Raw genomic sequence first — 22180 nt, forward strand, 5'->3', positions numbered from 1 at the left:
GGGGCGGATGGGGGAGCACCGCGATGCTGTATGACGTGCGGGAATACACCTGCCGCCCCAATACCCTGAAACAGCAACTGGCGCTGTATCAGGAGCATGGCTTTGCCGTCCAGTCCCGCCATCTCGGGCCGCCGCTGTGCTTTCTCGCCCCCGATGTCGGGCCGGTGAACACCTATCTGCACATCTGGGTCTATGCCGATGCGGCAGACCGCGAACGGAAGCGGGCGGCGCTGGCGGCGGATCCGGACTGGCACGCCTATCAGGCGGCCAGTGCCGCCGCCGGGAATCTGGTCAGTCAGGAAAACCGCCTGATGACCGACGCGCCGTTTATGCGGCCTGCCACTCCGGGCTGAGGGAGAATGCTCTCGTTGACGGACGGTGGATTCCACCGGCACTCGCTGGGGTGATGTCCCTGCCCCCTTTTTGTCTGAAAGAATACCAAAGGGGGTTTGGGGTCCCCGACCCCAAGCGGGCCAGCGGGCGGCAGCCTGCCGGTTTTCCAACGGGCGGCAACCCGCCAGCTTTCATTAAATGCCAGATAAGCGACAGGGATCGCCGGGCCTTAGCGGAACCGGGGTACGCGCTTTTCCATAAAGGCGCACATCCCTTCGGTGGATTCCGCGTCGCGGATGGCGGCACCGAACAGGCGGGCCTCCAGATCCAGTTGCTGGGGCAGAGTGTTCTGGCGGGCCTGCTCGACCAGTGTTTTGCAGCGGCCAAGGGCGTGGCGCGGCCCCTGCGCCAGCCGGGCCGCCAGCGCCCGGGCGGTTGGCAGGGCAGCCCCGGCCGGAACCAGCCGGTTGACCACGCCAAGCTGATGCAGGCGGCTGGCCTCGATGGCTTCGCCGGAAAACAGGATTTCCGCCACCAGCTGATGCGGCAGGCCCCGGCTGAGGAAGGCGGAGGCCCCGCCGTCGGGATTGAGGCCGACCTTGATATAGGCCATCGAGAATTTGGCATCCTCGGCGGCGATCAGCAGATCGCAGGCCACCGCCATGGAGAAACCGGCCCCGGCGGCATTGCCTTCGACGGCGGCAATCACCGGCACCGGCACCGCCCGCAGGGCCTGAATAAACCCATGGAAGCCGTCAAACGCCTGTTCGAGAACGCTGTCCGGCTGGGTCTTCAGCCCGCCGAGCATCCGCAGGTCACCGCCGGAGCAGAAGGTGTCCCCCGCCCCGGTCAGAATCACCGCGCCGATACCGTCATCGGTGGCGGCGGCTTCCAGCGCCGCTTTCCCGTCGGTGAACAGGGCGGTGCCCATGGCATTGCGGGTGGCGGGATCGTTGATGGTGATGGTCAGGATGCCATCCTGCCGCCGGATATCCACCGGCTGGGCCAGGTCTTCGGGCTGGGCCAGAGCGCTGGAAAGGGTCGCGGTGTCGGACATGGTGATCTCCCTGTCGGCGGTCCGCGGACAGGGGTCCGGGCCGGGCGGTTGTTTTTCTGCCGCCCAGCATACCTGAATTCAGGTATCGTTAAAGAGAGAAAGGTGACGTATAGGTCACTCTGCTTTCGGCTTCGGCGGTACCGGGCGCAGGATCACAGCGCCCAGATCGGTCTCCGGTCCCGGGGTGGCCGACAGGGTGACCGGCACCTCGCCCACAGACAGGATCCGCCCGTTGGTGGCCATGCTGGCCTCCAGCCGGTAGGTGTGGCCGGGGATCAGGGCATCGCGGCGGTAGGTCAGTCGGAACGGAAAGGGCATCGGCCCCTGTCCGTCGAGGGAGGTGTTGCCGAGGATCGCCGGGGCGGGATTGACGTTGCTGTTGTCCAGAATCGCCACCTCGATGACCGCTTCTTCCGGCAGGGCCTGCCGGGTCAGCATCACCACCTGTCCGCTGACCGTTCCGTAGGCATCGGCCGGGCGGGCGGCGTAGGTGTCGCGCACCGGTGCACAGCCCTGCACCAGCGCCGTGCCCATCAGGGTGGCGGCCATCAGGGTTGCCTTGATCAGCGTGCGGGTCACGGGGTCTCTCCCACCATACTCTCTGTCCCTGCATCTATACTGGGGTGCCGGGGCCTTGCCAATCAACAAAACAGGAGGCAGCCGTGCGGGCTGCCTCCTGATAATCGGCCTGTCGGTCGGGTTTAGCCCTTGGTCTTGGCCTTCAGCGCCGCTTCGCGGGTGCCGCTGAGGGTGGCGGCCGGGGTCAGGGCTTCCGGGTCAACCCGCACTTCGATCAGGGTCGGCCGGTCAGAGGCCAGCGCCCGGGCGAAGGCCGGACCGAAGTCTTCGGTGCGTTCCACCACTTCGCCGTTGCCGCCCATGGCACGGCCCATGGCCGCAAAGTCCGGGTTGGACAGGCGGGTGCCGGAAACGCGGCCCGGATAGGTGCGTTCCTGATGCATGCGGATGGTGCCGTACATGCCGTTGTTGACCACCACCTGAATGAAGCGGGTGCCATACTGCACGGCCACCGCAAATTCCTGAAGGGTCATCTGGAAGCAGCCGTCGCCGGAGAAGGCCACCGCCACCCGGGACGGATCAGCGATGGACGCCGCCACCGCCGCCGGGGTGCCGAAGCCCATGGAGCCACAGGTCGGGGCCAGCTGACCGCCGTAGGTGTGGTAACGGTGGAAGCGGTGCAGCCAGATCGCGTAGTTGCCCGCGCCGTTGCACAGGATCGAGTCCTTCGGCAGCAGCGAGTCCATGACCTTGATCGCTTCGCCCATGTTGACCGGGCCGGGCACCTGCGTCGGGGTGGTGAAGGCTTCGAAGTTGGCGCGCAGGGCCTTGACCCGGCTGTCATCGCCGCCCCACACCCGGCCAAGGCTGGCCAGCGCCCGGGTGGCGGACCGCACGTCGGCGTTGATCGGCAGGTCGGCCTGATAGACGCGGCCCAGTTCCTCCGCCGAGGCGTGGATGTGGATCAGGGTCTTGTCCAGACGCGGCGGCACCAGCAGTTCATAGCCGCTGGTGGTCATTTCCCCCAGACGGGCCCCCAGCACCAGCAGCAGGTCGGACTCGCGGATGGTCTTGGCCAGATTGGGATCGATGCCGATGCCGACATGGCCGACGTAGTTGGGGTGATCGTTGTCGATCAGGTCCTGACAGCGGAAGGACACGCCGACCGGCAGGTTGTTCTGGCTGGCGAACCCGGCGAGGATGTCGCAGGTGGCCTGATCCCAGCCGCCGCCGCCGATCAGCAGGAACGGCTTTTCGGCCTTGGCGAGGCGCTCCGACAGCTCCAGCAGGGCCTGCGGGGTCGGGGCGGCTTCGGCGCGGCGGTACGGGGTCAGGGCCGGCATCGGGGCCGGGAGGTGCAGCATGTCTTCCGGCAGGGCCAGCACCACCGGGCCGGGACGGCCGGAGGTGGCGGTGTGGTAGGCGCGGGAGATGTATTCAGCCATGCGGCTGGCGTCATCAATCTGGGCGACCCACTTGGCCATCTGGCCGAACATGCGGCGGTAGTCGATTTCCTGGAAGGCTTCGCGGTCGGCCTGATCGCGCGCCACCTGCCCGATGAACAGGATCATCGGGATGGAATCCTGAAACGCGACATGGACACCGGCGCTGGCGTTGGTGGCACCGGGGCCGCGGGTGACCATGCAGATGCCCGGCTGGCCGGTCATGCGGCCATGGGCGGCGGCCATCATGGCGGCCCCGCCTTCCTGACGGGCATTGATGAATTCGATATCGCTGTCCACGAGGGCGTCGAGGACGGCGAGGTAGCTCTCGCCCGGTACGCCGAACGCCTTGGTGGCCCCGTTGAGGGCGAGGGTTTCAACCAGAACCTGCGCGGCAGTCTTGGGGATCACGGACCGGACTCCTGAAAGCTGGGGTCTGACGGCATGGGAAAGGGCAGGCCGGTCAAACGGCCCGGGCGTCAGCAACCGGAAAGAAAGGGGGATAACGGAGGGAAAGGGGCCGGGGCATGGCGGCACAAGCCTGCCATGCCCCGGTGGGACCTTACATCCTACAGATCGAACTTGATACCCTGTGCCAGCGGCAGGGAGCGGCCATAGTTCACGGTGTTGGTCTGGCGGCGCATGTAGCCCTTCCACGCGTCGGAGCCGGATTCACGGCCACCGCCGGTTTCCTTCTCGCCGCCGAAGGCGCCGCCGATTTCCGCACCCGACGGGCCGATGTTGACGTTGGCAATGCCGCAGTCAGAGCCCTGAGCCGACAGGAAGAATTCGCTTTCGCGCACGTCGGTGGTGAAGATGCAGGAAGACAGGCCCTGCGGCACGTCGTTCTGCAGGTGGACCGCCTGATCGAAGTCGTCATAGGTCAGGACGTAGAGGATCGGCGCGAAGGTTTCGTGCTTCACCACCGCCGACTGGGCCGGCATATCGACGATCGCCGGGGTGACGTAGTAGGCATCCGGGAATTCGGCGGTCAGGGTACGCTCGCCGCCGGTCAGGACGGTGCCGCCCTCGGCCTTGGCATTGGCAATCGCGGCGGAGAAGCCGTCGAAGGAGGCCTTGTCGATCAGCGGGCCGACCAGCGTGCCGTCCAGCAGCGGGTTGCCGATGCGCACCGACTTGTAGGCGGCGGTCAGGCGGGACAGCAGCTGGTCCTTCACCGACCGGTGAACGATCAGGCGGCGCAGGCTGGTGCAGCGCTGGCCGCAGGTGCCGACAGCGGAGAACACGATGGCGCGGACGGCCATTTCCAGATCGGCGGACGGGGTGACGATCATGGCGTTGTTGCCACCCAGCTCGAGGATCGAGCGGCCGAAGCGGGCGGCGACCTTCGGGGCGACTTCGCGGCCCATGCGGGTGGAGCCGGTGGCCGAGACGATGGCGACGTCGGGGCTGTCCACCAGCGCTTCACCGACGGCACGGCCGCCGATGACGGTGTGGTGCAGGCCGGCCGGAGCATCGGCGAAACGGGCCAGGGCGCGGTCAAGGATCTTCTGGCAGGCGATGGCGGTCAGCGGGGTCTTTTCCGACGGCTTCCAGATCACGCTGTCACCGCAGATCAGGGCCAGCGCGGTGTTCCACGCCCAGACGGCGACCGGGAAGTTGAAGGCGGAGATGACGGCAACGACACCGGCCGGGTGCCAGGTTTCACGCATGGCGTGATCCGGGCGTTCCGAGGCGATGGTCAGGCCGTGCAGCTGGCGGGACAGACCGACGGCGAAATCGCAGATGTCGATCATTTCCTGCACTTCGCCAAGACCTTCCTGATAGATCTTGCCGCATTCCAGGGTGACCAGACGGCCGAGGGTTTCCTTCTCGGCGCGCAGTTCCTCGCCGAGGATGCGGACCAGTTCCCCGCGCTTCGGGCCCGGCACCTTGCGCCATTCGTTGAAGGCGGCCTTGGCGGAGGCGATCACGCCCGGCATGGCGGCGGCGTCGATTTCCGTCACGGTGGCCAGCGCGGCGCCATCCACCGGGGAGCGGACGGCCAGCGAGCCGCCGGTCAGGTCGGCGGCGGTCAGGCCGCTTTTGGCGAGGATGTCGGTGTGGGTCATATCTCTGAAATCCCTGATATTTTCGTTAAAAGGGGGTAAACCGGAAAACAGATCAGATTACGTTCAGTTCCCGCACCGCGCGTCTGGCGGCGATGCGGTCATAGTTGAAGATCGACAGGTCGATGCTCTTATAGGTGCCATGGACGATCAGCTCGGCGGTGGCGCGCCCGGCGGCGGCGGCCTGCTGAAGCCCGTGACCGGAGAAGCCGTTGGCGAACAGGTAATTGGACACCTCCGGGTGCGGGCCAAGAATCGCATTCTGGTCCAGTGTGTTATACTCGTAATGCCCGGCCCATGCATTGGTCATGCGCAGGGACTCAAAGGCCGGAACCCGGGCGGCCAGCAGCGGCCAGATCACCCGGTCAAACAGAGCATGGTCCACGTCGAAGTCCCAGCAGGCCGGATCCTGTTCCGGCGGGATGCCGGTGATGAACTGGGTTCCTTCGCGCCGGAAGTAAAGGCCCGACGGATCGACCACCAGCGGGCAGTCGGTGATGGTCGCCTCGGCCGGGCAGGAAAACACAAAGACGCAACGCTTGCGCGGCTCCACCGGCAGGGTCAGGCCGGACAACGCCGCCACCCGGCCCCCGGCGGCCCCGGCAGCGTTGACCACGGTGCCGCAGTAAATGGTGCTGCCACCGAGCAGGGAGACGCTGCGGGCAATCCCGTTTTCCACCGTTACGGCGGTCACTTCGTCGGTGATGTAATCCACCCCCTGACGGCGGGCGCAACGGCGGAAGCCCTGCAACAGGGCATAGGCATCAAACCAGCCTTCCCCGGTGACGCCATAGCCGCCGCAGTCGATATCCTCCAGCGTCAGCCACGGGAAGCGGCGGGCCAGTTCGGCGACATTGAACAGCTCGATGCGGGCCCCGTGGCGGCGCTGAAGGGCAACGTTGCGGGCAAGGGTATCGCGGCCGGAGGCCGTCGCCAGCATCAGATAGCCGCCTTCGTGCAGTCCGATTTCGGTTTTGCTGTCGAGCAGGGTCTTGACGTTGCGCAGGAAGTCGATGCCATAGGCCGACATGGCGATGTTCTCCGGGGTGGAGAACTGCTGACGGATTGAGGCGGCGGACAGGGTGGTGGAGGAATACTGATAGGTCGGGTCCTTCTCGACCACCACCACGCGGCCGGTATATCCGGGCTGGCGGGTCAGCCACCAGGCGATGGCACTGCCGATGATGCCGCCGCCGATGATCACCACATCCGCTTTGCTGGAGGTCATGCCATGCCCGCTTCGTTGAGTTCTCCGGGGTATCCGGGGATGAAGCGATTTAACCCGGCTTTGACCGGCGTGAATAACGATAATAAGCTAACACTTCATTCCGCTTCGTCATGAAGTGACAGCCCGGACCAGACCCGCCATGCGCCGCATCCTGCCTTCCCTGACCGCCCTGCAATGCTTCGAGGCTGCTGCCCGCCACAGCAGTATCACCCGGGCGGCGGAGGAGCTGAACATGACGCAAAGTGCGGTCAGCCGCCAGATCCGCAATCTGGAGGACTTTTTGCAGCGCAAACTGTTCCGGCGGGTCAAGCAGCGCATTGTGCTGACTCCGGTAGGGGAAGTCTATGCCGGAGAGATCCGGGCAGTTCTTGACCGGGCGGAAACAGCGACGGTGCAGGTGATGGCCTATCATAACCGGGGCGGACTACTGACGGTGGCCTGTCTGCCGACCTTCGGATCCCGCTGGCTGGTGCCGCGTCTGTCGCGCTTCACCGAGAAGCATCCCGATATTCAGCTGAACCTGATCACCCAGATCCGGCCCTTTGATTTCAGCGAGGAAAGTGCCGACATCGCCATCCATTTCGGGGCGGAAAGCTGGCCGGGGGCACAGTCGCACCGCCTGATGGGCGAGGATATCGCCCCGGTCTGTGCGCCGCGCCTGCTGGAGGGGCGGGGACCGCTGACCCCCGACCGGATCCGGGAGTTTACCCTGTTGCAGCATTCGACCCGGCCCCGGGCGTGGCAGGAATGGTGTGCTGCTGAAGGGGTGACCGGGCTGGATGCTTTTGTCGGCCCCCGGTTTGAACACTTCCATCTGGTGGCGCAGGCAGCGGTGGCCGGGCTGGGGATGGCGATCCTGCCGCTGTTCCTGATTCAGGATGAACTGGCCAGCGGGGCGCTGGTCCGCCCGTTCGCGCAGGCGATCCGCAGCAGTCATTCCTATTACGTCGTCTACCCGGACCATAAGGCTGATCTGCCGGGGGTGCGGGCCTTCCGGGACTGGATCCTGTCGGAAGCGGCGGAAACGCTTGAACTTGTTCGGTAACACATATCGGCGGTGGCCTTCCGGCCCGCAGGCGGGCAAGGTAGGGGCAATGGATCATCTGGCCGTATGGAGGCTCCCCTGATGAGCAAGGTTGTTTTTATCACCGGCGCAACTGCCGGATTTGGCGCGGCCTGCGCCCGCCGTTTCGCCCGTGAAGGCTGGTCGCTGGTGTTGACCGGCCGCCGCGCCGACCGGCTGGAGGCCCTGAAGGCCGAACTGTCGGCGCTGGTGCCGGTGCATGGCGCGGTGATGGATGTGCGGGATGCCGCACAGGTGCAGGCGGTGGTGGATGCCCTGCCGCCGGACTTTGCCGCCGTCCACACGCTGGTCAACAACGCCGGGCTGGCGTTGGGGCTGGATCCGGCCCAGTCGGCTTCGCTGTCGGACTGGCAGACGATGATCGACACCAACATCACCGGCATGACCATCTGCACCCGCATTCTGCTGCCGCGCCTGATCGCCACCGCCGCGACGCCGGACGGGGCCGGGGCGACCGTGGTCAATCTGGGGTCGATTGCCGGGACCTATCCGTACCCCGGCGGCAACGTCTATGGGGCGACCAAGGCCTTTGTCCATCAGTTCAGCCTGAACCTGCGCACCGATCTGCATGGCACCGGGGTGCGGGTCACCTGCATCGAGCCGGGTCATTCGGAAAGTGAATTCTCGCTGGTGCGCTTCAAAGGGGATGCCGACCGGGCCAAGGCCCTGTATGCCGGAACCGAGCCGCTGCGCCCGGACGATATTGCCGAGACGGTGTTCTGGGCGGTGTCGCTGCCGCCGCATGTCAACATTAACCGGCTGGAAGTGATGCCGGTGTGCCAGTCCTCCGGTCCGCTGCGCCTGCACCGGGCGGAGTGACGCGGAGAGTTCCGTTGGATCGGGCGGGCCGCACACCTAGCGCGGGCGGGCCTGCTCGATCCGTTCCGTCAGGCCGGGATGGGTGGACAGCAGGGATCCGCTGTCACAGTCCGTCCGGCAGGTACTCCGGAGCGCGGTCAGGGCGTCTGCCAGCCCGCCGGGGGAAAATCCGGCCCGCGCGGTCAGGGCAAGGGCGTAGGTGTCGGCGTCCCGCTCATCATCGCGGGAATACCCGCTGTCGATCAGTGCCAGCGTCGATCCGCTGACCAGATCTGACAGCCCGGCGTCGTCGCCGATGTAGAGGGTGACGGAGACCAGCCACAGGCTGGAACGGATCATCTGTTGCAGGCCGTGGCGGGCGTGCAGATGTCCCAGTTCGTGGGCCAGAATTCCGGCCAGCGCGTCGTCCTGCGGAATCAGGGCCACCATCTCATCGGTCAGCACCACCGGCCCGCCGGGCAGGGCGACGGCATTGGCCTTCAGCCGGTTGCCCTGCCGGAATTCCAGCGTCACCTCCGGCGGCAGGCCTGCGGTGTCGCGCAGGCGGTTGAACAGGGCGGAAAGCCGCCGCTGTTCCTCTTCGGGCAGGGTGGTCGGGCTGAACAGTCCGTGGTCCAGAGTGGTCAGCGTGCCCCGTCCGATCTGGCGTTCAATCGCCGGGGGAATCTGATGGGCCAGCCAGTGGCTGGCCGCCGGGATCATCAGCCGCAGGCCCAGCACAAGCAGCAGGGTCAGGGCCACCAGCAGGACCATAACCAGCCGTCCGCGCTGCTCCAGCCGGGTCATCAGCCCGCCCCGGTCGCGGTGTCCGCAGGTGGCCAGCAGGGCGCTGAAGCCGCTGCCGTCCTCGGTCACGAACCGTCCGCCGTCCGGCAGGGTCAGGGCCCGGGCCACCCCGGTCAGGCGCTCGCTGACCCGGAAACCGTCCGGGACCGGCCGGATCAGGCCACCGGCGGTCAGGGACAGGGTGCCGCCGGTGGCGGTCAGGGTGGCGGCAAGGGGGCGGCTGGTCCCGGCGGGGTAGAAGACACCGTCAACGGTGGGGCCGGGGTCAGAGGGCAACGCTGATCCCTTCCAGATCCATGATTTCGGAACTGATGACGCCGGAAGCGGTTTCCTGCGCGCTGACGAAGCCGTCAAGGTCTTCCGCCGCGTGGGCGGTGATGGCCCCGACCGTGTAGCGGTGGAGGCGTACCGTGGCCCACGGCATCAGCAGCCCCAGACTGACCGCCACCGCCGCCAGATTGCTCAGGCAGATCCAGGCGTAGCGGACCGGGGACAGGGTGCAGGAAAACCGGTGGAGCCGTCCGGTGGCGCTGCCGCCGAGGGTGGTTCCGTTCAGGGTCAGGGCCAGAATCTGCGCCCGCAGATAGGGCAGGACCGTCGCTGTCAGAACAAAGATCCCGGCATAAATGGCAACAAGGGTCACTCCGGCGGCCTGATCGGAGTTCAGGCTGTCCAGCACCGTAGAACCGTCGAGCCCCACGGCCAGACCGACGCCGATACCAATGGCCGGGATCAGCATCAGCACCCCGGCCAGAACCGTCCTCAGATAGGCGGCGTAGAACTCCCCCAGATCGGCGGTCAGGTGGAATGGCGCGGTGCCGAAGCGGTAGGATTCGGTCAGATACCGGCTGCGGGCCCGTTGCAGCCACGGCAGGCCAAGGAGCCCGGTCATGTAGACCGGGATAATCAGCACGAAAAAGTACAGCAGGGTCCGCCCGTAGCTGCCCTGAAAATCAAACCGTACATTGCGCCACACCGTGACGCGGGCGTTAAAGCGCAGGCCCCGGTTGATGATCCACGGCAGCCCGAAGAACACCACCGCACCCAGCGGCAGGGCGGCCAGCGGGGCAAAGCCGGTCAGCACCGACCACACCGCGATCACCGCGACGGCGACAGCCCGCCCCTTCAGGATCACCCAGCCGGTGGTGTCGTAGTCAAAGGCCGAACCGGCCAGCCGGGTATGGCCGTAAAAGTACTTCTTGGTCCGCACCTTGGCCCAGGCGGACCAGACCCCCAGCGTTGCCACGCTCAGCAGCAGGTTGACCAGCCACAGGCGGAAATAGCCCGCAGTGCTGCCGGTGAAGCGCAGGGGATGGGCCATCGGCGGCGGGGAGACCGGCGGGGTCGGAAGGTCGGTCATGGTGAAAACAGTCCCCGGTCCGGCCTGACATGACGGTGGCGGGGTCAGGCGCGTTCAGCCGCAGCGCCGGGGGGTGCCCGGTCAGTGCCACCCGGCGCTGAACCCCAGAGTAGCCGGGGGGCCGGGCGATGGCAACGCCGGAGCCGCTCCGGATGTCGCGCCGGGCCTGTTCCGGGGGGCTGAGGCTTGGTATGGTCTTGCGTCCGCAAACTGGGAGACGCGTGATGAAGACCCGGTCTGTTCCAGCGCTGTGCCTGATGATGATGTTGACGCTGCTTGGCGGGTGTACCGCTGCGGAAATTGAGAGCGGGGCTGCGGCCAGTTTCAGGAACTGGTGCCACACGGCGCCGAACTGTACCTCCCACGATCAGTCCTGATCCGGGACCACAGGGCTGTCCGGTCATGACCGTCCGGTCACGATGCCGTGAGACACGCGGCTGTGACTGGCGGCCGGACAGGCCGGGGCGCAGACTGGGGGCATGACACAACACCGGACTGTTCTGTCCGGAGGGTGGTCTGCCCGGCTGTATGCCGCCGGTGTGACCGTTCTCTGGCTGTCCGGGCCTGCGGTGGCGGCTGCGCCACAGGCCCCGGAACCCGATCTGCCGATGACCGTGGTGGAGCTGTTCACCTCGGAAGGGTGTTCCTCCTGCCCGCCGGCAGAGGCCCTGCTGCGGGAGCTGGTTGCGCGCCCGTCCCTGCTGGCGCTGGAGATTCATGTCGATTACTGGGATGCGCTGGGGTGGAAGGACCCGTTCGCCGCCCCGGCCCACACCGCCCGGCAGCGGGCTTATGCGGCACGGGTCAGCGGCGGGCAGCTGTATACCCCGCAGATGGTGATCAACGGGCACCGCGATGTGATCGGGTCCCGGCGCACCGAGGTTGATACCCTGCTGAGACAGTCTGCCCCGTTGCCCGTCCGCCCGGTGATCCGGCAGCAGGAGGGGGCGTTCCATGTTGATCTGCCGGAGAGCCCTGCCGTCACCCGCCCGCTGACCCTGTGGCGGGTGACCTATGACCTGCGGCAGGAGGTTTCCGTGGGCCGGGGGGAAAATGCAGGCCGTCGTCTGGTGCACAGCAACGTGGTCCGCTCCCTGACCGTTGTGGGGGACTGGGCCGGACAGGCCGCCAGCCTGCCCCTGACCCCGCCGGAGGCCGGGCAGGGGATGGCGGTGCTGATACAGGATGGCTCCGGGGGGCCTCTGGCCGGGGCGGCCCGCTGGAAGCCTCCGGAGTGATCCCCCCCCCCAAAAAAAAGTGAACATGGGCAGTGATCAGCCGTGCGCCTGCACCGGGGTCAGGAACGGCTGGTAGGCAAACAGACCGGGGAAGCCGCCGGTGTGGATGAACAGCACCCGGCTGCGGGCGCGGATGGTGCCGTCGTGGACAGCCGAGAACAGCGCCCCCATCGCCTTGCCGGTGTAGACCGGATCAAGGAACACCCCTTCCTGCCGGATCATGGCGGTGATGGCGTCGTTGCCCGCCGGGCTGACAATGCCATAGCCTTCCCCCTTGCCCCGGTCATCAATCCACGGTGCCGGTGCGTTGGCGCAACTGCCGAGCAGGGTCAGGGTATTGGCGGCGTCGGTGGCGACGATGGGGGTGGCCTCGGCCACCGTATAGCCGATGCTGAGGCCGAGAATTCGCTGTGGCACACCGGCGGCGGCATATCCGGCCAGAAGCCCGGCCTGAGTGCCGCCGCTGCCCAGCGTGGTGACGATCAGGTCCCAGTGCTGACCGCTGTCGAGGATCTCGGCCACCGCCTGTACATACCCCAGTGCCCCGGTGGCGTCCGATCCACCCGCCGGAATGTAATAGGGGTGGTCAAGGGTCTGCATCAGGGTGGCGATGGTGGCGCGGGCCTCCTCGGCGGTATCGACGTAATGCAGGACGGCCCCGGCCAGCGTATCCAGCAGCACGTTGCCGTTGTTGACATAGTCCGGGGTGGTGTTGGGGACCATCCGCACCAGCACCAGATGCGGTTCCAGCCCGGCCCGGCGACAGGCGGCGGCGGTCAGGCGGCAGTGGTTGGACTGGACCGCACCGACGGTGATGACGGTTTTCGCCCCTTGCTCCAGCGCGGCCCCCAGCAGGTATTCCAGTTTGCGCAGTTTGTTGCCGCCACCGCCATAGGCCCCGACATCATCGCGCATCAGGGTCAGGGTGATGCCAAGGTCAGCCGACAGGGCGGGCAGGGCGGTGTGGCTGCCGGTGCCGGGGGTGACCAGCGGATAGCGCGGGAACGGCTTCAGGGCATGCCATAACCGGGCGGCGGCGGCCCGGTGGTGGTCCGGATGATGATCGGGGTGATGGTCCGGGTGATGGTGGGCGGTCATCGGTGGGCTTCCGGTTGGAGTGGGGCTGAAAAAGGACGGTTCAGGCGGGGACCGTTCCGCTATAGGTAGCATCAACCGAGTCGGGCACCGACAGGCCGACTCCCCGCAGCAATATTTCCGCCACATGCCGTTTCTGGCGGGCATAGGCGGCGTCGGTGTAGTCAGTGCCGTCGTTCAGCAACCGGATCTGGCTGGAAAAATCGGCAAAATGCTGGGTGCTGGCCCAGATCATGAACATCAGGGTGCGCGGATCGACCGGGGCAATCTGCCCGCTGTCCACCCACTGGCGGATGGCGGCCTCCCGCTCCCGCAGCCAGCGGCGGACGGTGTCAGAGATGTAGTCTGACGTCACCCGCGCCCCCCGGATCATTTCATTGGCCCACACCCGGGATCCGTCCGGGCGGCTGCGGGACAGGTCCATCTTGGCATAAATGTAGCGGGTCAGCGCAATCGCCGGGTCATCGGCGGGGGAGAAGGCCCCGGTGCGGCTGAGCCACGAGTCGCAGACATCTTCGATCACCCGCCGGTACAGGTCATCCTTGGTGGGGAAATAATAATGCAGATTGGCCTTCGGCACCCCGGCGCGGGTGGCGATCACCGCCGTGGTGGCCCCTTTGAAGCCCTGTTCGGCAAATACGGCCTCGGCGGCTTTCAGGATGGTCTGTTCGCTTTCTTCCCGGATCGCGGCTTTGGCCCGGGGGCGGGGGGCGGGACGCAGGGCGGAGGAGGATGTCATGGCGGTCACTCCTGAAACGCAGCGGAAAAGGGTAAAACGGCGGGACGGGGGATTCTGATCCTCTGCGGTCCGGTGCCGGGGTCCGATCCCGCCGGACGGTGCTGTTAAAGCCGGGCCTGTCTTCTGACCTTGCCTGCCTGCGCGGAAGCCGTCAACAGCGCTACGGTCGGTTTTTGGCCGGTCAGGGGGATGAAAAACCACAGTTTTTTATCCTGTTTGCCTCCGGCGTGATGCGGAAAGCCGGGGCTGGAAGGTTTGTTCTGTCTGTTTATTGTGCACCTGCGTTTATTTTCTGTGCAAGGGCGGTAGGACTCTGTTTTTAAAAGACAACGGTATTGATTACAGGAAAATTGAAACCGCTTTATTTTGTATCTTGACCGTTTGGTCGAGATTGCCGCATGCTTCCACTCCATGAAGTACAGGAGGGCAAAACAATGGCCCCCTCGGGAGGCGCCCACACACAGTTGGGAGAACTTCATGATGAGAGAGACAGTATCCGTATCCCCGATAAGGTCCTGAAGATCCGCCGCTGACACGCCGTCAGCGACCATCCGGCCTTTTTTATTTCCGCTGACGCCCGTAACGGCAGACGCGCAGCCATCAATGCTGCGCGGGCCCTGCGGGCTGCGGCATCGGGAGAGACCCATGACCCATTCCGTACCGTCGCTGCCGGTGATTTCGGCAGACGGGCACCCGTTGACGGCTGCCCAGATTGAACAGAATTTCTCAGATCTTCACCCCTGCCTGACAGATCTTCAGGCCATGGCGGAAAGTAATCGCTGCCTGTATTGCTATGATGCGCCCTGTGTCACCGCCTGCCCGACCTCCATTGATATTCCGGGCTTCATCCGCCGCATCAGCACCGGCAACCCGGACGGGGCCGCCCGCACCATTCTGTCGTCGAACATTCTGGGCGGCACCTGCGCCCGGGTCTGTCCGACCGAGGTTCTCTGTCAGCAGGCCTGCGTCCGCAACCGGGCGGAAGACACTCCGGTGGAAATCGGCCGGTTACAGCGCTATGCGGTCGATCATCTGCTCGAAAACCGGGCTGCACCCTATCCCTTTGTCCGCGCTGCCGAAACCGGTCGCCGGATTGCGGTGGTCGGGGCCGGTCCGGCCGGGTTGGCCTGCGCCCATGCGCTGGCCGTCAACGGGCACAGTGTCACCCTTTTCGAGGCGAAGCCCAAGCCGGGCGGCCTGAATGAATATGGCCTGGCCGCCTACAAGATGACCGGCGGCTTTGCGCAGCAGGAAGTGGACTTCGTGCTGGCCATCGGCGGGATCACCATCGAATACGGCCGACCGCTGGGGCCGGACCTGACGCTGGAAGCCCTGCGGCAGGACTTTGACGCGGTGTTCCTTGGTGTCGGGCTGGGGGAAACCAATGATCTCGGCCTGTCGGGAGAGGATAAGGCCGGGGTGGTCGATGCCATCGACTTCATTGCCGGTCTGCGCCAGAGCGATGATCTGCCCTCTTATTGCTCCGCCGCTTCGGTGGTGGTGATCGGCGGCGGCAACACCGCCATTGATGCCGCCGTGCAGGCCAAGCGGCTGGGGGCGGAGGAGGTGACGCTGGTCTACCGCCGTGGCCCGCAGCAGATGGGGGCCACCGCCTATGAACAGGATCTGGCTGCCACCAACGGTGTGGTGATCCGCCACTGGGCCAAGCCGGTGGAAATCAAGGGCAACGGCCATGTCGAGGGGCTGGTGTTCGAACGCACGCGTCTCGACGCTGGCCGCCTGACCGACACCGGACGGCGGTTTGAGATTGCCGCTGATCTGGTGCTGAAGGCCATCGGCCAGTCACTGGCTCCGGCGGCGCTGTCCGGCCTGACCCTGCACGGCGGCAAGATTGTCGTCGATGCCGACGGTCAGACTTCTCTGCTCGGGGTGTATGCCGGGGGGGACTGTATCGCCAGCGGTCAGGATCTGACCGTTCAGGCCGTTGAGGACGGCAAGCGCGCCGCCAAGGCCATTCACGCCGCCCTGTCGGCATCACAGTGTTAAGGAGGCGGGACCATGGCAGACCTCAGCTGTACCATTGCCGGGATTCCCTCGCTCAACCCGTTCTGGCTGGCCTCGGCACCGCCAACGGACAAAAAAGTCAACGTCACCCGGGCCTTCCGGGCCGGATGGGGCGGCGTGGTGTGGAAGACGCTGGGGATTGACCCCCCGGTGGTCAATGTCTCCAGCCGCTACGGGGTGCATCACGACACCAACCGCCACGCGCTGGGCATCAACAACATCGAGCTGATCTCCGACCGGCCGCTGGCGGTCAACCTTCAGGAAATCCGCGAATGCCGGGAAGAGTTCCCGGATCACGTCATCATCGGGTCGATGATGGCCCCGATTGAGGAACGGGCGTGGAAAGATCTGGCTGTCCGCATCGCCGAGGCCGGGGTCCACGGGCTGGAACTGAACCTTGGCTGTCCGCATGGCATGTGCGAGCGCGGCATGGGATCCGCCATCGGTCAGGTGCCGGAGATGGTGGAGCAGGTGACCCGCTGGGTGAAGCAGGCGGTGGACATTCCGGTGTTCACCAAGCTGACCCCCAACATCACCAACATTCTGTGGTCAGCGGAAGCGGCCAAGCGCGGCGGGGCGGATGCGGTGTCGCTGATCAACACCGTCAACTCCATCGTCAGTGTTGATCTGGATGCCATGGCCCCGACCCCGGTGGTGGATGGCAAGGGGACGCACGGCGGCTACTGCGGGTCGGCGGTCAAGCCGATTGCCCTGAACATGGTGGCGGAGATTGCCCGCAATCCGTTCACGGCGGATCTGGAAATCTCCGGCATCGGCGGGATCACCACCTGGCGGGATGCTGCTGAATTTATCGCGCTGGGTGCCAATGGCGTGCAGGTCTGCACCGCCGCCATGCTGTACGGCTTCCGGGTGGTGGAGGAAATGGCCGACGGTCTGTCGCAGTGGATGGACGAGAAGGGGGTGACCTCCCTCAGCCAGTTGCACCGTATGGCCGTGCCCAATGTGGTCAACTGGAACGATCTGAACATGGCCTATGACGTCAAGGCCCGGATCGACCCGGACATGTGCATCGAATGTGGCCGCTGCTACATCGCCTGCGAGGACACCTCGCATCAGGCGATCACCATGACCGACCTCGGGAATGGCCGGAAGCGGCTGGAGGTGATCGACGCCGAGTGTGTCGGTTGCAACCTTTGCTCCATCACCTGCCCGGTGCCGGACTGCATCACCTTTGAACGGGTCGATGCCGGAACCCAGTCCGTGACGTGGCCGGATCACCCCCTCAACCCGCAGCGGCTGGTGGCCGCAGAATAAGGAGGACGCAGACCGATGACGCGGACCATCCATAACCTGACCATCAACGGTGACCGCCTGTGGCAGAGCCTGATGGACATGGCGAAGATCGGGGCAACGGAGAAAGGCGGCGTCTGCCGTCTGGCCCTGACCGATGAGGACAAGGCCGGGCGCGACCTGTTCGTGCAGTGGTGCCGGGACGCCGGATGCAGCATCCGCATCGACGCCATGGGGAACATCTTCGCCCGCCGGGAAGGGCGGAATCCGGCCCTGCCGCCGGTGATGACCGGGTCGCATCTTGACAGTCAGCCGACCGGCGGGCGGTTCGACGGGGTCTACGGGGTGCTGGCCGGGCTGGAGGTGATCCGCGCCCTGAACGATGCCAGCTATGAGACCGAGGCCCCGGTCGAGGTAGCGGTGTGGACCAACGAGGAAGGATCACGCTTTGCCCCGGCGATGATTTCTTCCGGGGTGTTCGCCAAGGTGTTTGAGCCGGACTATGGCCTGTCCCGCACCACGCTGGACGGGCAGACCATCGCGCAGGAGCTGAAGCGCATCGGCTACGATGGGCCGGACCATCCGACGGTCGATGCCCATCCGGTCGGGGCCTATTTCGAGGCCCATATTGAGCAGGGACCGATTCTGGAAGCCGAGGGCAAGACCATCGGCGTGGTGACCGATGCGCAGGGCCAGCGCTGGTATGAAATCACCTTCACCGGGCAGGAAAGCCACGCCGGGCCGACCCCGATGAACCGTCGCCGGGATGCGCTGGTCGGGGCGGCGCGGATTGTCGAAGCCGTCAACCGTATCGGCCATGCCCATCAGCCCTATGCCTGTGCCACGGTCGGGCTGATGCAGATCCATCCCAACAGCCGCAACGTCATCCCCGGCAAGGTGTTCTTCACCGTCGATTTCCGTCATCCCGACGATGCGGTGCTGGCGCAGATGGACCGGGACCTGCGGGCTGCCTGCGAGGCGGTGGCACAGGAGGTCGGGCTGGAGATGGACTTCAAACAGATCTGGTATTACGCGCCGATCCGGTTTGAGGAGTCCTGTGTGGCGGCGGTGCGGGCGGCGGTGGACCGCAACGGGTTCGCGGCGCGGGATATGGTCTCCGGGGCCGGGCACGATGCCTGCTACCTGTCAAAGGTGGTGCCGACCGGTATGGTGTTTATCCCCTGCATTGACGGTATTTCCCACAACGAGGTGGAAGACGCCACCCCGGAATGGGTCGCCGCCGGCGGGCAGGTGTTGCTGGAAGCGATGCTGGCTAAGGCAGATGCTCCGGCAGCGGTGCGGGGAGATGTGGTTCCGGCCTGAGGACGCACTTCAGGGTTACTTTTTGTCGGTCGACGCGACACGGTTTTGTGATCATCGTCATGTCCGATCTTTCCTGACCGGTCAGGGCGTATGGCCCATGACCGGGAAAGACGCCCGGTTCAGCAAGAAACCGGCGGGACACCAAAGCAATCCCGGTCCGGGCCGCCCCTGAAAACGGCGGTCACAGGAACCGGATGAGGAAACGTGTGTCGGGTTTCAGGTGTTGTGTTGGGTTTTCAGCCTCGGGAGGAGGCGAAACCAGTCAAAACAGGGAACCGGTTCCGAGGTGAGGCCGCAAAGAGCCCCCCGGAAGCGTCACTTTGGGAGAACATCAGATGTCACAGGGACATGCAACCGGTGGGGCCGTTGGCGGACAGACCGTGTCCGATGAGTTCGGGGTTGCGCACCTCGCCATCGCCAACGCCGATCCGGATTTGTGGAATGAGGACCTCGCCCCGGCTTCGGCGGCGGCGCGGACGTGGGACTGGAAGGCCATTGCCGCCCTGTGGGTGGGCATGGTGGTCTGTGTGCCCACCTATATGCTGGCCGCCGGGCTGGTCAGTGAAGGGATGAACTGGTGGCAGGCGGTGCTGACCGTGCTGTTGGGCAATGCGATTGTGCTGGTGCCGATGATGCTGATCGGCCATGCCGGGGCCAAGCACGGGATTCCGTTCCCGGTGCTGCTGCGGTCGTCCTTCGGGACCTCCGGGGCGAAGATTCCGGCGCTGGCCCGTGGGCTGGTCGCCTGCGGCTGGTTCGGGATCAACACCTGGGTCGGGGGATCGGCCATCTATGTGATTATGAACGCCCTGACCGGTGATGCCATGAAGGGCGCCCCGCTGCCGGGGCTGGGCATTGATGCGGCGCAGACTGTCTGCTTCCTGCTGTTCTGGGTGCTGCACATCTGGTTTATCCGCCATGGGACGGAATCAATCCGCTGGCTGGAAACCCTGTCGGCCCCGTTCCTGATCTTCATGGGGCTGGCGCTGCTGGCGTGGGCTTACATCAAGGCCGGTGGGTTTGGCGCGATGCTGTCGACGCCGTCGGCGTTCGGGCCGGGCGGGGCCAAGGAAGGGCAGTTCTGGGCGGTGTTTGTGCCGGGTCTGACGGCGATGGTCGGCTTCTGGGCCACCATGGCGCTGAACATCCCCGATTTTACCCGGTTTGCCAAAAGCCAGCGGGATCAGATGATCGGGCAGGCGGTCGGGCTGCCGCTGCCGATGGCCCTGTTCGCCTTCATCGGGGTGGCTGTCACCTCTGCCACCGTCACCATCTTCGGGGAACCGATCTGGGATCCGGTGGCCCTGGCGGGCCGCATGGGGGGCTTCGGGGTGGTGATTGCCCTGTTTGCCCTGCTGGTGGCGACCATCACCACCAATCTGGCGGCCAATGTGGTGGCCCCGGCTTATGGGTTTTCCAACCTGTCGCCGTCGAAGATTTCTTTCAAGATGGGCGGCTACATCACGGCGGGGATCGGCGTTGCCATGTTCCCGTGGAAACTGCTGGAAACCGCCGGAGCCTATCTGTTCACCTGGCTGATCGGCTATTCGGCGCTGCTGGGGCCGATTGCCGGGATCCTGCTGGCGGATTACTTCCTGTTGCGCAAAACCACCCTCAACATCGGCGACCTGTTCCGCCATGACGGCGAATACGGCGGCGACAGGCGCTGGAACAAGGCCGGGCTGATTGCCTTTGTCGCCGGGGTTCTGCCCTGTCTGCCGGGCTTCCTGAATGCCGCCGGTCTGGTCTCCGGGGTGCCGGGGATCTTTGTGTCGATCTACGGCTATGCGTGGTTTGTCGGCCTTGGTGTTTCGGCGGTGGTCTATCTGCTGCTGGCGGGCGGTAAGGCCCGCGCCTGATTTTTCCTGCGTGATCCGGGGTGCAGGCACCCGGTGCGGCATCCCGGACCGCGTCTTCAACACACTCTGTGCTCTGTCCTGACCGTGCCTGTCCGGTGCGGCCACAGGACCCGTGCATCCTCTTTACCGAGAAGGAAGTTCCGATGTCGATCCTGATCAAGGGCGGTACTGTTGTGACGGCGGAAACGGAAACCCGCGCCGACGTGCTGATTCAAAGTGGCCTGATCACCGCCGTCGGCACCGGACTGGATGTGCCCGCCGGGACCGAGGTGATCGAGGCCGGGGGCTGTTACGTCATGCCGGGTGGCATCGACCCGCACACGCATATGCAGCTTCCGTTCATGGGCACCGTTGCCAGTGAGGATTTCTATACCGGGACTGCCGCCGCCATGGCGGGTGGCACCACCACCATCATCGATTTCGTGATCCCCAGCCCGAAGCAGAGCCTGATGGAGGCCTATCACACCTGGCGTGGCTGGGCGGAAAAGTCCGCCTCGGACTATTCCTTTCATGTGGCGGTCACATGGTGGGATCAGACCGTCCACGACGATATGGGCACGCTGGTCCGCGACCATGGCGTCAACAGCTTCAAACACTTCATGGCCTATAAGAACGCCATCATGGCCGATGACGAAATCCTCTATAACTCCTTCAGCCGGGCGCTGGAGCTGGGGGCGATTCCGACGGTTCATGCCGAAAACGGGGAACTGGTGTTCCAGTTGCAGAAGAAGCTGGTGGCTGAAGGCATCACCGGACCGGAAGGACACCCTCTGTCCCGCCCGCCGGAAGCTGAGGGTGAAGCCGCCAACCGGGCGATCCGTCTGGCGGAAGTGATCGGAGTGCCGGTTTATCTGGTTCATGTGTCGGCAGAGCAGGCTCTTCAGGAAATCATCCGCGCCCGCAGTGAAGGGCACCGGGTGTTTGGCGAGGTTCTGGCCGGGCATCTGCTGATTGACGACAGTGTCTACCGTCATCCTGACTGGGATTATGCGGCGGCCCATGTGATGAGCCCGCCGTTCCGGGCCCCCCACCATCAGGCGGCGCTGTGGAAAGGCCTTCAGGCCGGACATCTGCAAACGACCGCCACCGATCACTGCTGCTTCTGTACCGAACAGAAGCGGATGGGGCTGGACAGCTTTGCCAAGATTCCCAACGGGACCGGCGGAGTGGAAGACCGGATGACGGTGCTGTGGACCCACGGGGTGCGCACCGGCCGCCTGACGCCATCGGAGTTCGTTGCGGTCACCTCGGCCAATGCTGCGCGGATCTTTAACATCTATCCGCGCAAGGGCGCGGTGCAGGTTGGGGCCGATGCCGACGTGGTGGTGTGGGATCCGGCTGCCAGTAAGACCATTTCCGCCAAGACCCATCACCAGAAAGTGGATACCAACATTTTTGAAGGCATGACCGTAACCGGTCTTCCGGTTGTCACCCTCAGCCGGGGGGTGGTGACGTGGAAAGACGGTGACCTGCGGGCCGTGGCCGGGGCGGGGCGCTATATCGACCGTCCGGCCTTTGCCCCGATGTTCGGGGCTGTCCAGAAGGCGGCGGAGCTCCGCCGCCCGACGGCGGTCCCGCGTTAAGCGGAGTCTCCGGACTCCGCATCCTTGCGTCTCCCAGACACGCATCAACCTTAACGGGGGTCCGGCGCCGGGCCCCCGGTTTTTTTATGGAATGAATTTTTTCAATTGGTTAACACCACCCCCCCCATTGGTCTGTAGTAGGGCGAGGGGGCGGTGGACCGTCAGGAGATCATCCCGGAGCATCACGGTGTGATGGATGCCAATGACTGTAGAATGTAACGGATATTATAAAATCTATATCTATATAGATTTAATTGACAATGATCATGGCGGTGACGTAACGTCACCGCAACACAGGGTCTTCCGGGGTTCCGGCGCACAGAGAAGCGACCTCCGTCACTGACCCAAGGGATCATCTGTAAGGCTATGA

General features: G+C 65.3%; 19 protein-coding genes. 9 read left to right on the plus strand and 10 right to left on the minus strand.

Features of this window, described 5'->3' with window-relative positions; all coding sequences use genetic code 11:
• The first annotated feature begins 23 nt into the window (after positions 1–23).
• A complete protein-coding gene (locus tag FHS48_RS13800) occupies positions 24–353 on the plus strand; it encodes an NIPSNAP family protein (RefSeq protein ID WP_184264150.1) in 330 nt (109 codons plus the stop codon).
• Between the two features lie 209 nt (positions 354–562).
• On the opposite strand, the gene FHS48_RS13805 is transcribed toward FHS48_RS13800, so the two are convergent.
• The 5 genes from FHS48_RS13805 to FHS48_RS13825 form a co-directional block, all read right to left on the minus strand.
• A complete protein-coding gene (locus FHS48_RS13805) occupies positions 563–1390 on the minus strand; it encodes an oxepin-CoA hydrolase, alternative type (RefSeq protein WP_184264151.1) in 828 nt (275 codons plus the stop codon).
• Positions 1391–1504: 114 nt separating this feature from the next.
• Complete coding sequence (locus FHS48_RS13810) at positions 1505–1969, minus strand: YbaY family lipoprotein (RefSeq protein ID WP_184264152.1); 465 nt, start codon at positions 1967–1969, stop codon at positions 1505–1507.
• A gap of 122 nt (positions 1970–2091) precedes the next feature.
• The gene (locus FHS48_RS13815; RefSeq protein WP_184264153.1) at positions 2092–3762 is read right to left on the minus strand and encodes a thiamine pyrophosphate-binding protein; all 1671 of its coding nucleotides are present in this window, start codon (positions 3760–3762) and stop codon (positions 2092–2094) included.
• Between the two features lie 158 nt (positions 3763–3920).
• The gene (gene amaB / locus FHS48_RS13820; RefSeq protein ID WP_184264154.1) at positions 3921–5423 is read right to left on the minus strand and encodes an L-piperidine-6-carboxylate dehydrogenase; all 1503 of its coding nucleotides are present in this window, start codon (positions 5421–5423) and stop codon (positions 3921–3923) included.
• 52 nt (positions 5424–5475) lie between these two features.
• Positions 5476–6648, minus strand: coding sequence for an NAD(P)/FAD-dependent oxidoreductase (locus FHS48_RS13825; protein ID WP_184264155.1), 1173 nt, complete (start codon positions 6646–6648; stop codon positions 5476–5478).
• 139 nt (positions 6649–6787) lie between these two features.
• Here FHS48_RS13825 and gcvA point away from each other — a divergent pair, with 139 nt between their 5' ends.
• Both gcvA and FHS48_RS13835 read left to right on the plus strand, forming a co-directional pair.
• Positions 6788–7693: a transcriptional regulator GcvA gene (gene gcvA / locus FHS48_RS13830; RefSeq protein WP_184264156.1), complete on the plus strand. Its 906-nt coding sequence runs from the start codon at positions 6788–6790 to the stop codon at positions 7691–7693.
• Between the two features lie 81 nt (positions 7694–7774).
• Positions 7775–8551, plus strand: a complete 777-nt coding sequence (locus tag FHS48_RS13835) for an SDR family oxidoreductase (protein WP_184264157.1) — start codon at positions 7775–7777, stop codon at positions 8549–8551.
• Between the two features lie 36 nt (positions 8552–8587).
• On the opposite strand, the gene FHS48_RS13840 is transcribed toward FHS48_RS13835, so the two are convergent.
• Both FHS48_RS13840 and FHS48_RS13845 read right to left on the minus strand, forming a co-directional pair.
• Positions 8588–9613: a M48 family metallopeptidase gene (locus FHS48_RS13840; protein WP_184264158.1), complete on the minus strand. Its 1026-nt coding sequence runs from the start codon at positions 9611–9613 to the stop codon at positions 8588–8590.
• Positions 9603–10697: a YjgN family protein gene (locus FHS48_RS13845; RefSeq protein WP_184264159.1), complete on the minus strand. Its 1095-nt coding sequence runs from the start codon at positions 10695–10697 to the stop codon at positions 9603–9605. The genes FHS48_RS13840 and FHS48_RS13845 overlap by 11 nt, the downstream gene beginning before the upstream one ends.
• A 479-nt stretch (positions 10698–11176) precedes the next feature.
• On the opposite strand from FHS48_RS13845, the gene FHS48_RS13850 reads away from it, so the two are divergent.
• Positions 11177–11935, plus strand: a complete 759-nt coding sequence (locus FHS48_RS13850; RefSeq protein WP_184264160.1) for a DUF1223 domain-containing protein — start codon at positions 11177–11179, stop codon at positions 11933–11935.
• 36 nt (positions 11936–11971) lie between these two features.
• Here FHS48_RS13850 and FHS48_RS13855 read toward each other — a convergent pair whose 3' ends face one another.
• From FHS48_RS13855 to FHS48_RS13865, 3 genes are all read right to left on the minus strand, one after another.
• The gene (locus FHS48_RS13855; protein ID WP_184264161.1) at positions 11972–13033 is read right to left on the minus strand and encodes a pyridoxal-phosphate dependent enzyme; all 1062 of its coding nucleotides are present in this window, start codon (positions 13031–13033) and stop codon (positions 11972–11974) included.
• A gap of 40 nt (positions 13034–13073) precedes the next feature.
• Positions 13074–13769 (minus strand): TetR family transcriptional regulator C-terminal domain-containing protein, encoded by a 696-nt coding sequence (locus FHS48_RS13860; RefSeq protein ID WP_184264162.1) that lies wholly within the window; start codon positions 13767–13769, stop codon positions 13074–13076.
• Positions 13770–13873: 104 nt separating this feature from the next.
• On the minus strand, positions 13874–14416 hold the full coding sequence (locus FHS48_RS13865) for a hypothetical protein (RefSeq protein WP_184264163.1): 543 nt from the start codon (positions 14414–14416) through the stop codon (positions 13874–13876).
• On the opposite strand from FHS48_RS13865, the gene FHS48_RS13870 reads away from it, so the two are divergent.
• From FHS48_RS13870 to hydA, 5 genes are all read left to right on the plus strand, one after another.
• A complete protein-coding gene (locus tag FHS48_RS13870) occupies positions 14415–15776 on the plus strand; it encodes an NAD(P)-dependent oxidoreductase (protein WP_184264164.1) in 1362 nt (453 codons plus the stop codon). The genes FHS48_RS13865 and FHS48_RS13870 overlap by 2 nt on opposite strands.
• 12 nt (positions 15777–15788) lie before the next feature.
• The gene (gene preA / locus FHS48_RS13875) at positions 15789–17069 is read left to right on the plus strand and encodes an NAD-dependent dihydropyrimidine dehydrogenase subunit PreA (protein ID WP_184264165.1); all 1281 of its coding nucleotides are present in this window, start codon (positions 15789–15791) and stop codon (positions 17067–17069) included.
• Between the two features lie 15 nt (positions 17070–17084).
• The gene (locus tag FHS48_RS13880) at positions 17085–18368 is read left to right on the plus strand and encodes a Zn-dependent hydrolase (RefSeq protein WP_184264166.1); all 1284 of its coding nucleotides are present in this window, start codon (positions 17085–17087) and stop codon (positions 18366–18368) included.
• 335 nt (positions 18369–18703) lie between these two features.
• Entirely contained in the window at positions 18704–20227 is a 1524-nt protein-coding gene (locus FHS48_RS13885; protein WP_184264167.1) for an NCS1 family nucleobase:cation symporter-1, read from the plus strand.
• Between the two features lie 143 nt (positions 20228–20370).
• The gene (gene hydA / locus FHS48_RS13890; RefSeq protein WP_184264168.1) at positions 20371–21810 is read left to right on the plus strand and encodes a dihydropyrimidinase; all 1440 of its coding nucleotides are present in this window, start codon (positions 20371–20373) and stop codon (positions 21808–21810) included.
• Positions 21811–22180: the final 370 nt, after the last annotated feature.

It is taken from the genome of Novispirillum itersonii (genome assembly GCF_014205675.1).
In the GTDB taxonomy this organism is placed as follows: domain Bacteria; phylum Pseudomonadota; class Alphaproteobacteria; order Rhodospirillales; family Rhodospirillaceae; genus Novispirillum; species Novispirillum itersonii_A.

Bases quoted from the DNA above. Each gene is read 5' to 3' on its own strand.
- FHS48_RS13825 (WP_184264155.1), bottom strand. From the start codon at position 6,648: ATGACCTCCAGCAAAGCGGATGTGGTGATCATCGGCGGCGGCATCATC.
- FHS48_RS13870 (WP_184264164.1), top strand. From the start codon at position 14,415: ATGACCCATTCCGTACCGTCGCTGCCGGTGATTTCGGCAGACGGGCAC.
- amaB (WP_184264154.1), bottom strand. From the start codon at position 5,423: ATGACCCACACCGACATCCTCGCCAAAAGCGGCCTGACCGCCGCCGAC.
- FHS48_RS13850 (WP_184264160.1), top strand. From the start codon at position 11,177: ATGACACAACACCGGACTGTTCTGTCCGGAGGGTGGTCTGCCCGGCTG.
- FHS48_RS13855 (WP_184264161.1), bottom strand. From the start codon at position 13,033: ATGACCGCCCACCATCACCCGGACCATCACCCCGATCATCATCCGGAC.
- FHS48_RS13800 (WP_184264150.1), top strand. From the start codon at position 24: ATGCTGTATGACGTGCGGGAATACACCTGCCGCCCCAATACCCTGAAA.
- FHS48_RS13835 (WP_184264157.1), top strand. From the start codon at position 7,775: ATGAGCAAGGTTGTTTTTATCACCGGCGCAACTGCCGGATTTGGCGCG.
- FHS48_RS13880 (WP_184264166.1), top strand. From the start codon at position 17,085: ATGACGCGGACCATCCATAACCTGACCATCAACGGTGACCGCCTGTGG.
- FHS48_RS13845 (WP_184264159.1), bottom strand. From the start codon at position 10,697: ATGACCGACCTTCCGACCCCGCCGGTCTCCCCGCCGCCGATGGCCCAT.
- FHS48_RS13865 (WP_184264163.1), bottom strand. From the start codon at position 14,416: ATGGGTCTCTCCCGATGCCGCAGCCCGCAGGGCCCGCGCAGCATTGAT.
- gcvA (WP_184264156.1), top strand. From the start codon at position 6,788: ATGCGCCGCATCCTGCCTTCCCTGACCGCCCTGCAATGCTTCGAGGCT.
- hydA (WP_184264168.1), top strand. From the start codon at position 20,371: ATGTCGATCCTGATCAAGGGCGGTACTGTTGTGACGGCGGAAACGGAA.
- FHS48_RS13805 (WP_184264151.1), bottom strand. From the start codon at position 1,390: ATGTCCGACACCGCGACCCTTTCCAGCGCTCTGGCCCAGCCCGAAGAC.
- FHS48_RS13885 (WP_184264167.1), top strand. From the start codon at position 18,704: ATGTCACAGGGACATGCAACCGGTGGGGCCGTTGGCGGACAGACCGTG.
- preA (WP_184264165.1), top strand. From the start codon at position 15,789: ATGGCAGACCTCAGCTGTACCATTGCCGGGATTCCCTCGCTCAACCCG.
- FHS48_RS13860 (WP_184264162.1), bottom strand. From the start codon at position 13,769: ATGACATCCTCCTCCGCCCTGCGTCCCGCCCCCCGCCCCCGGGCCAAA.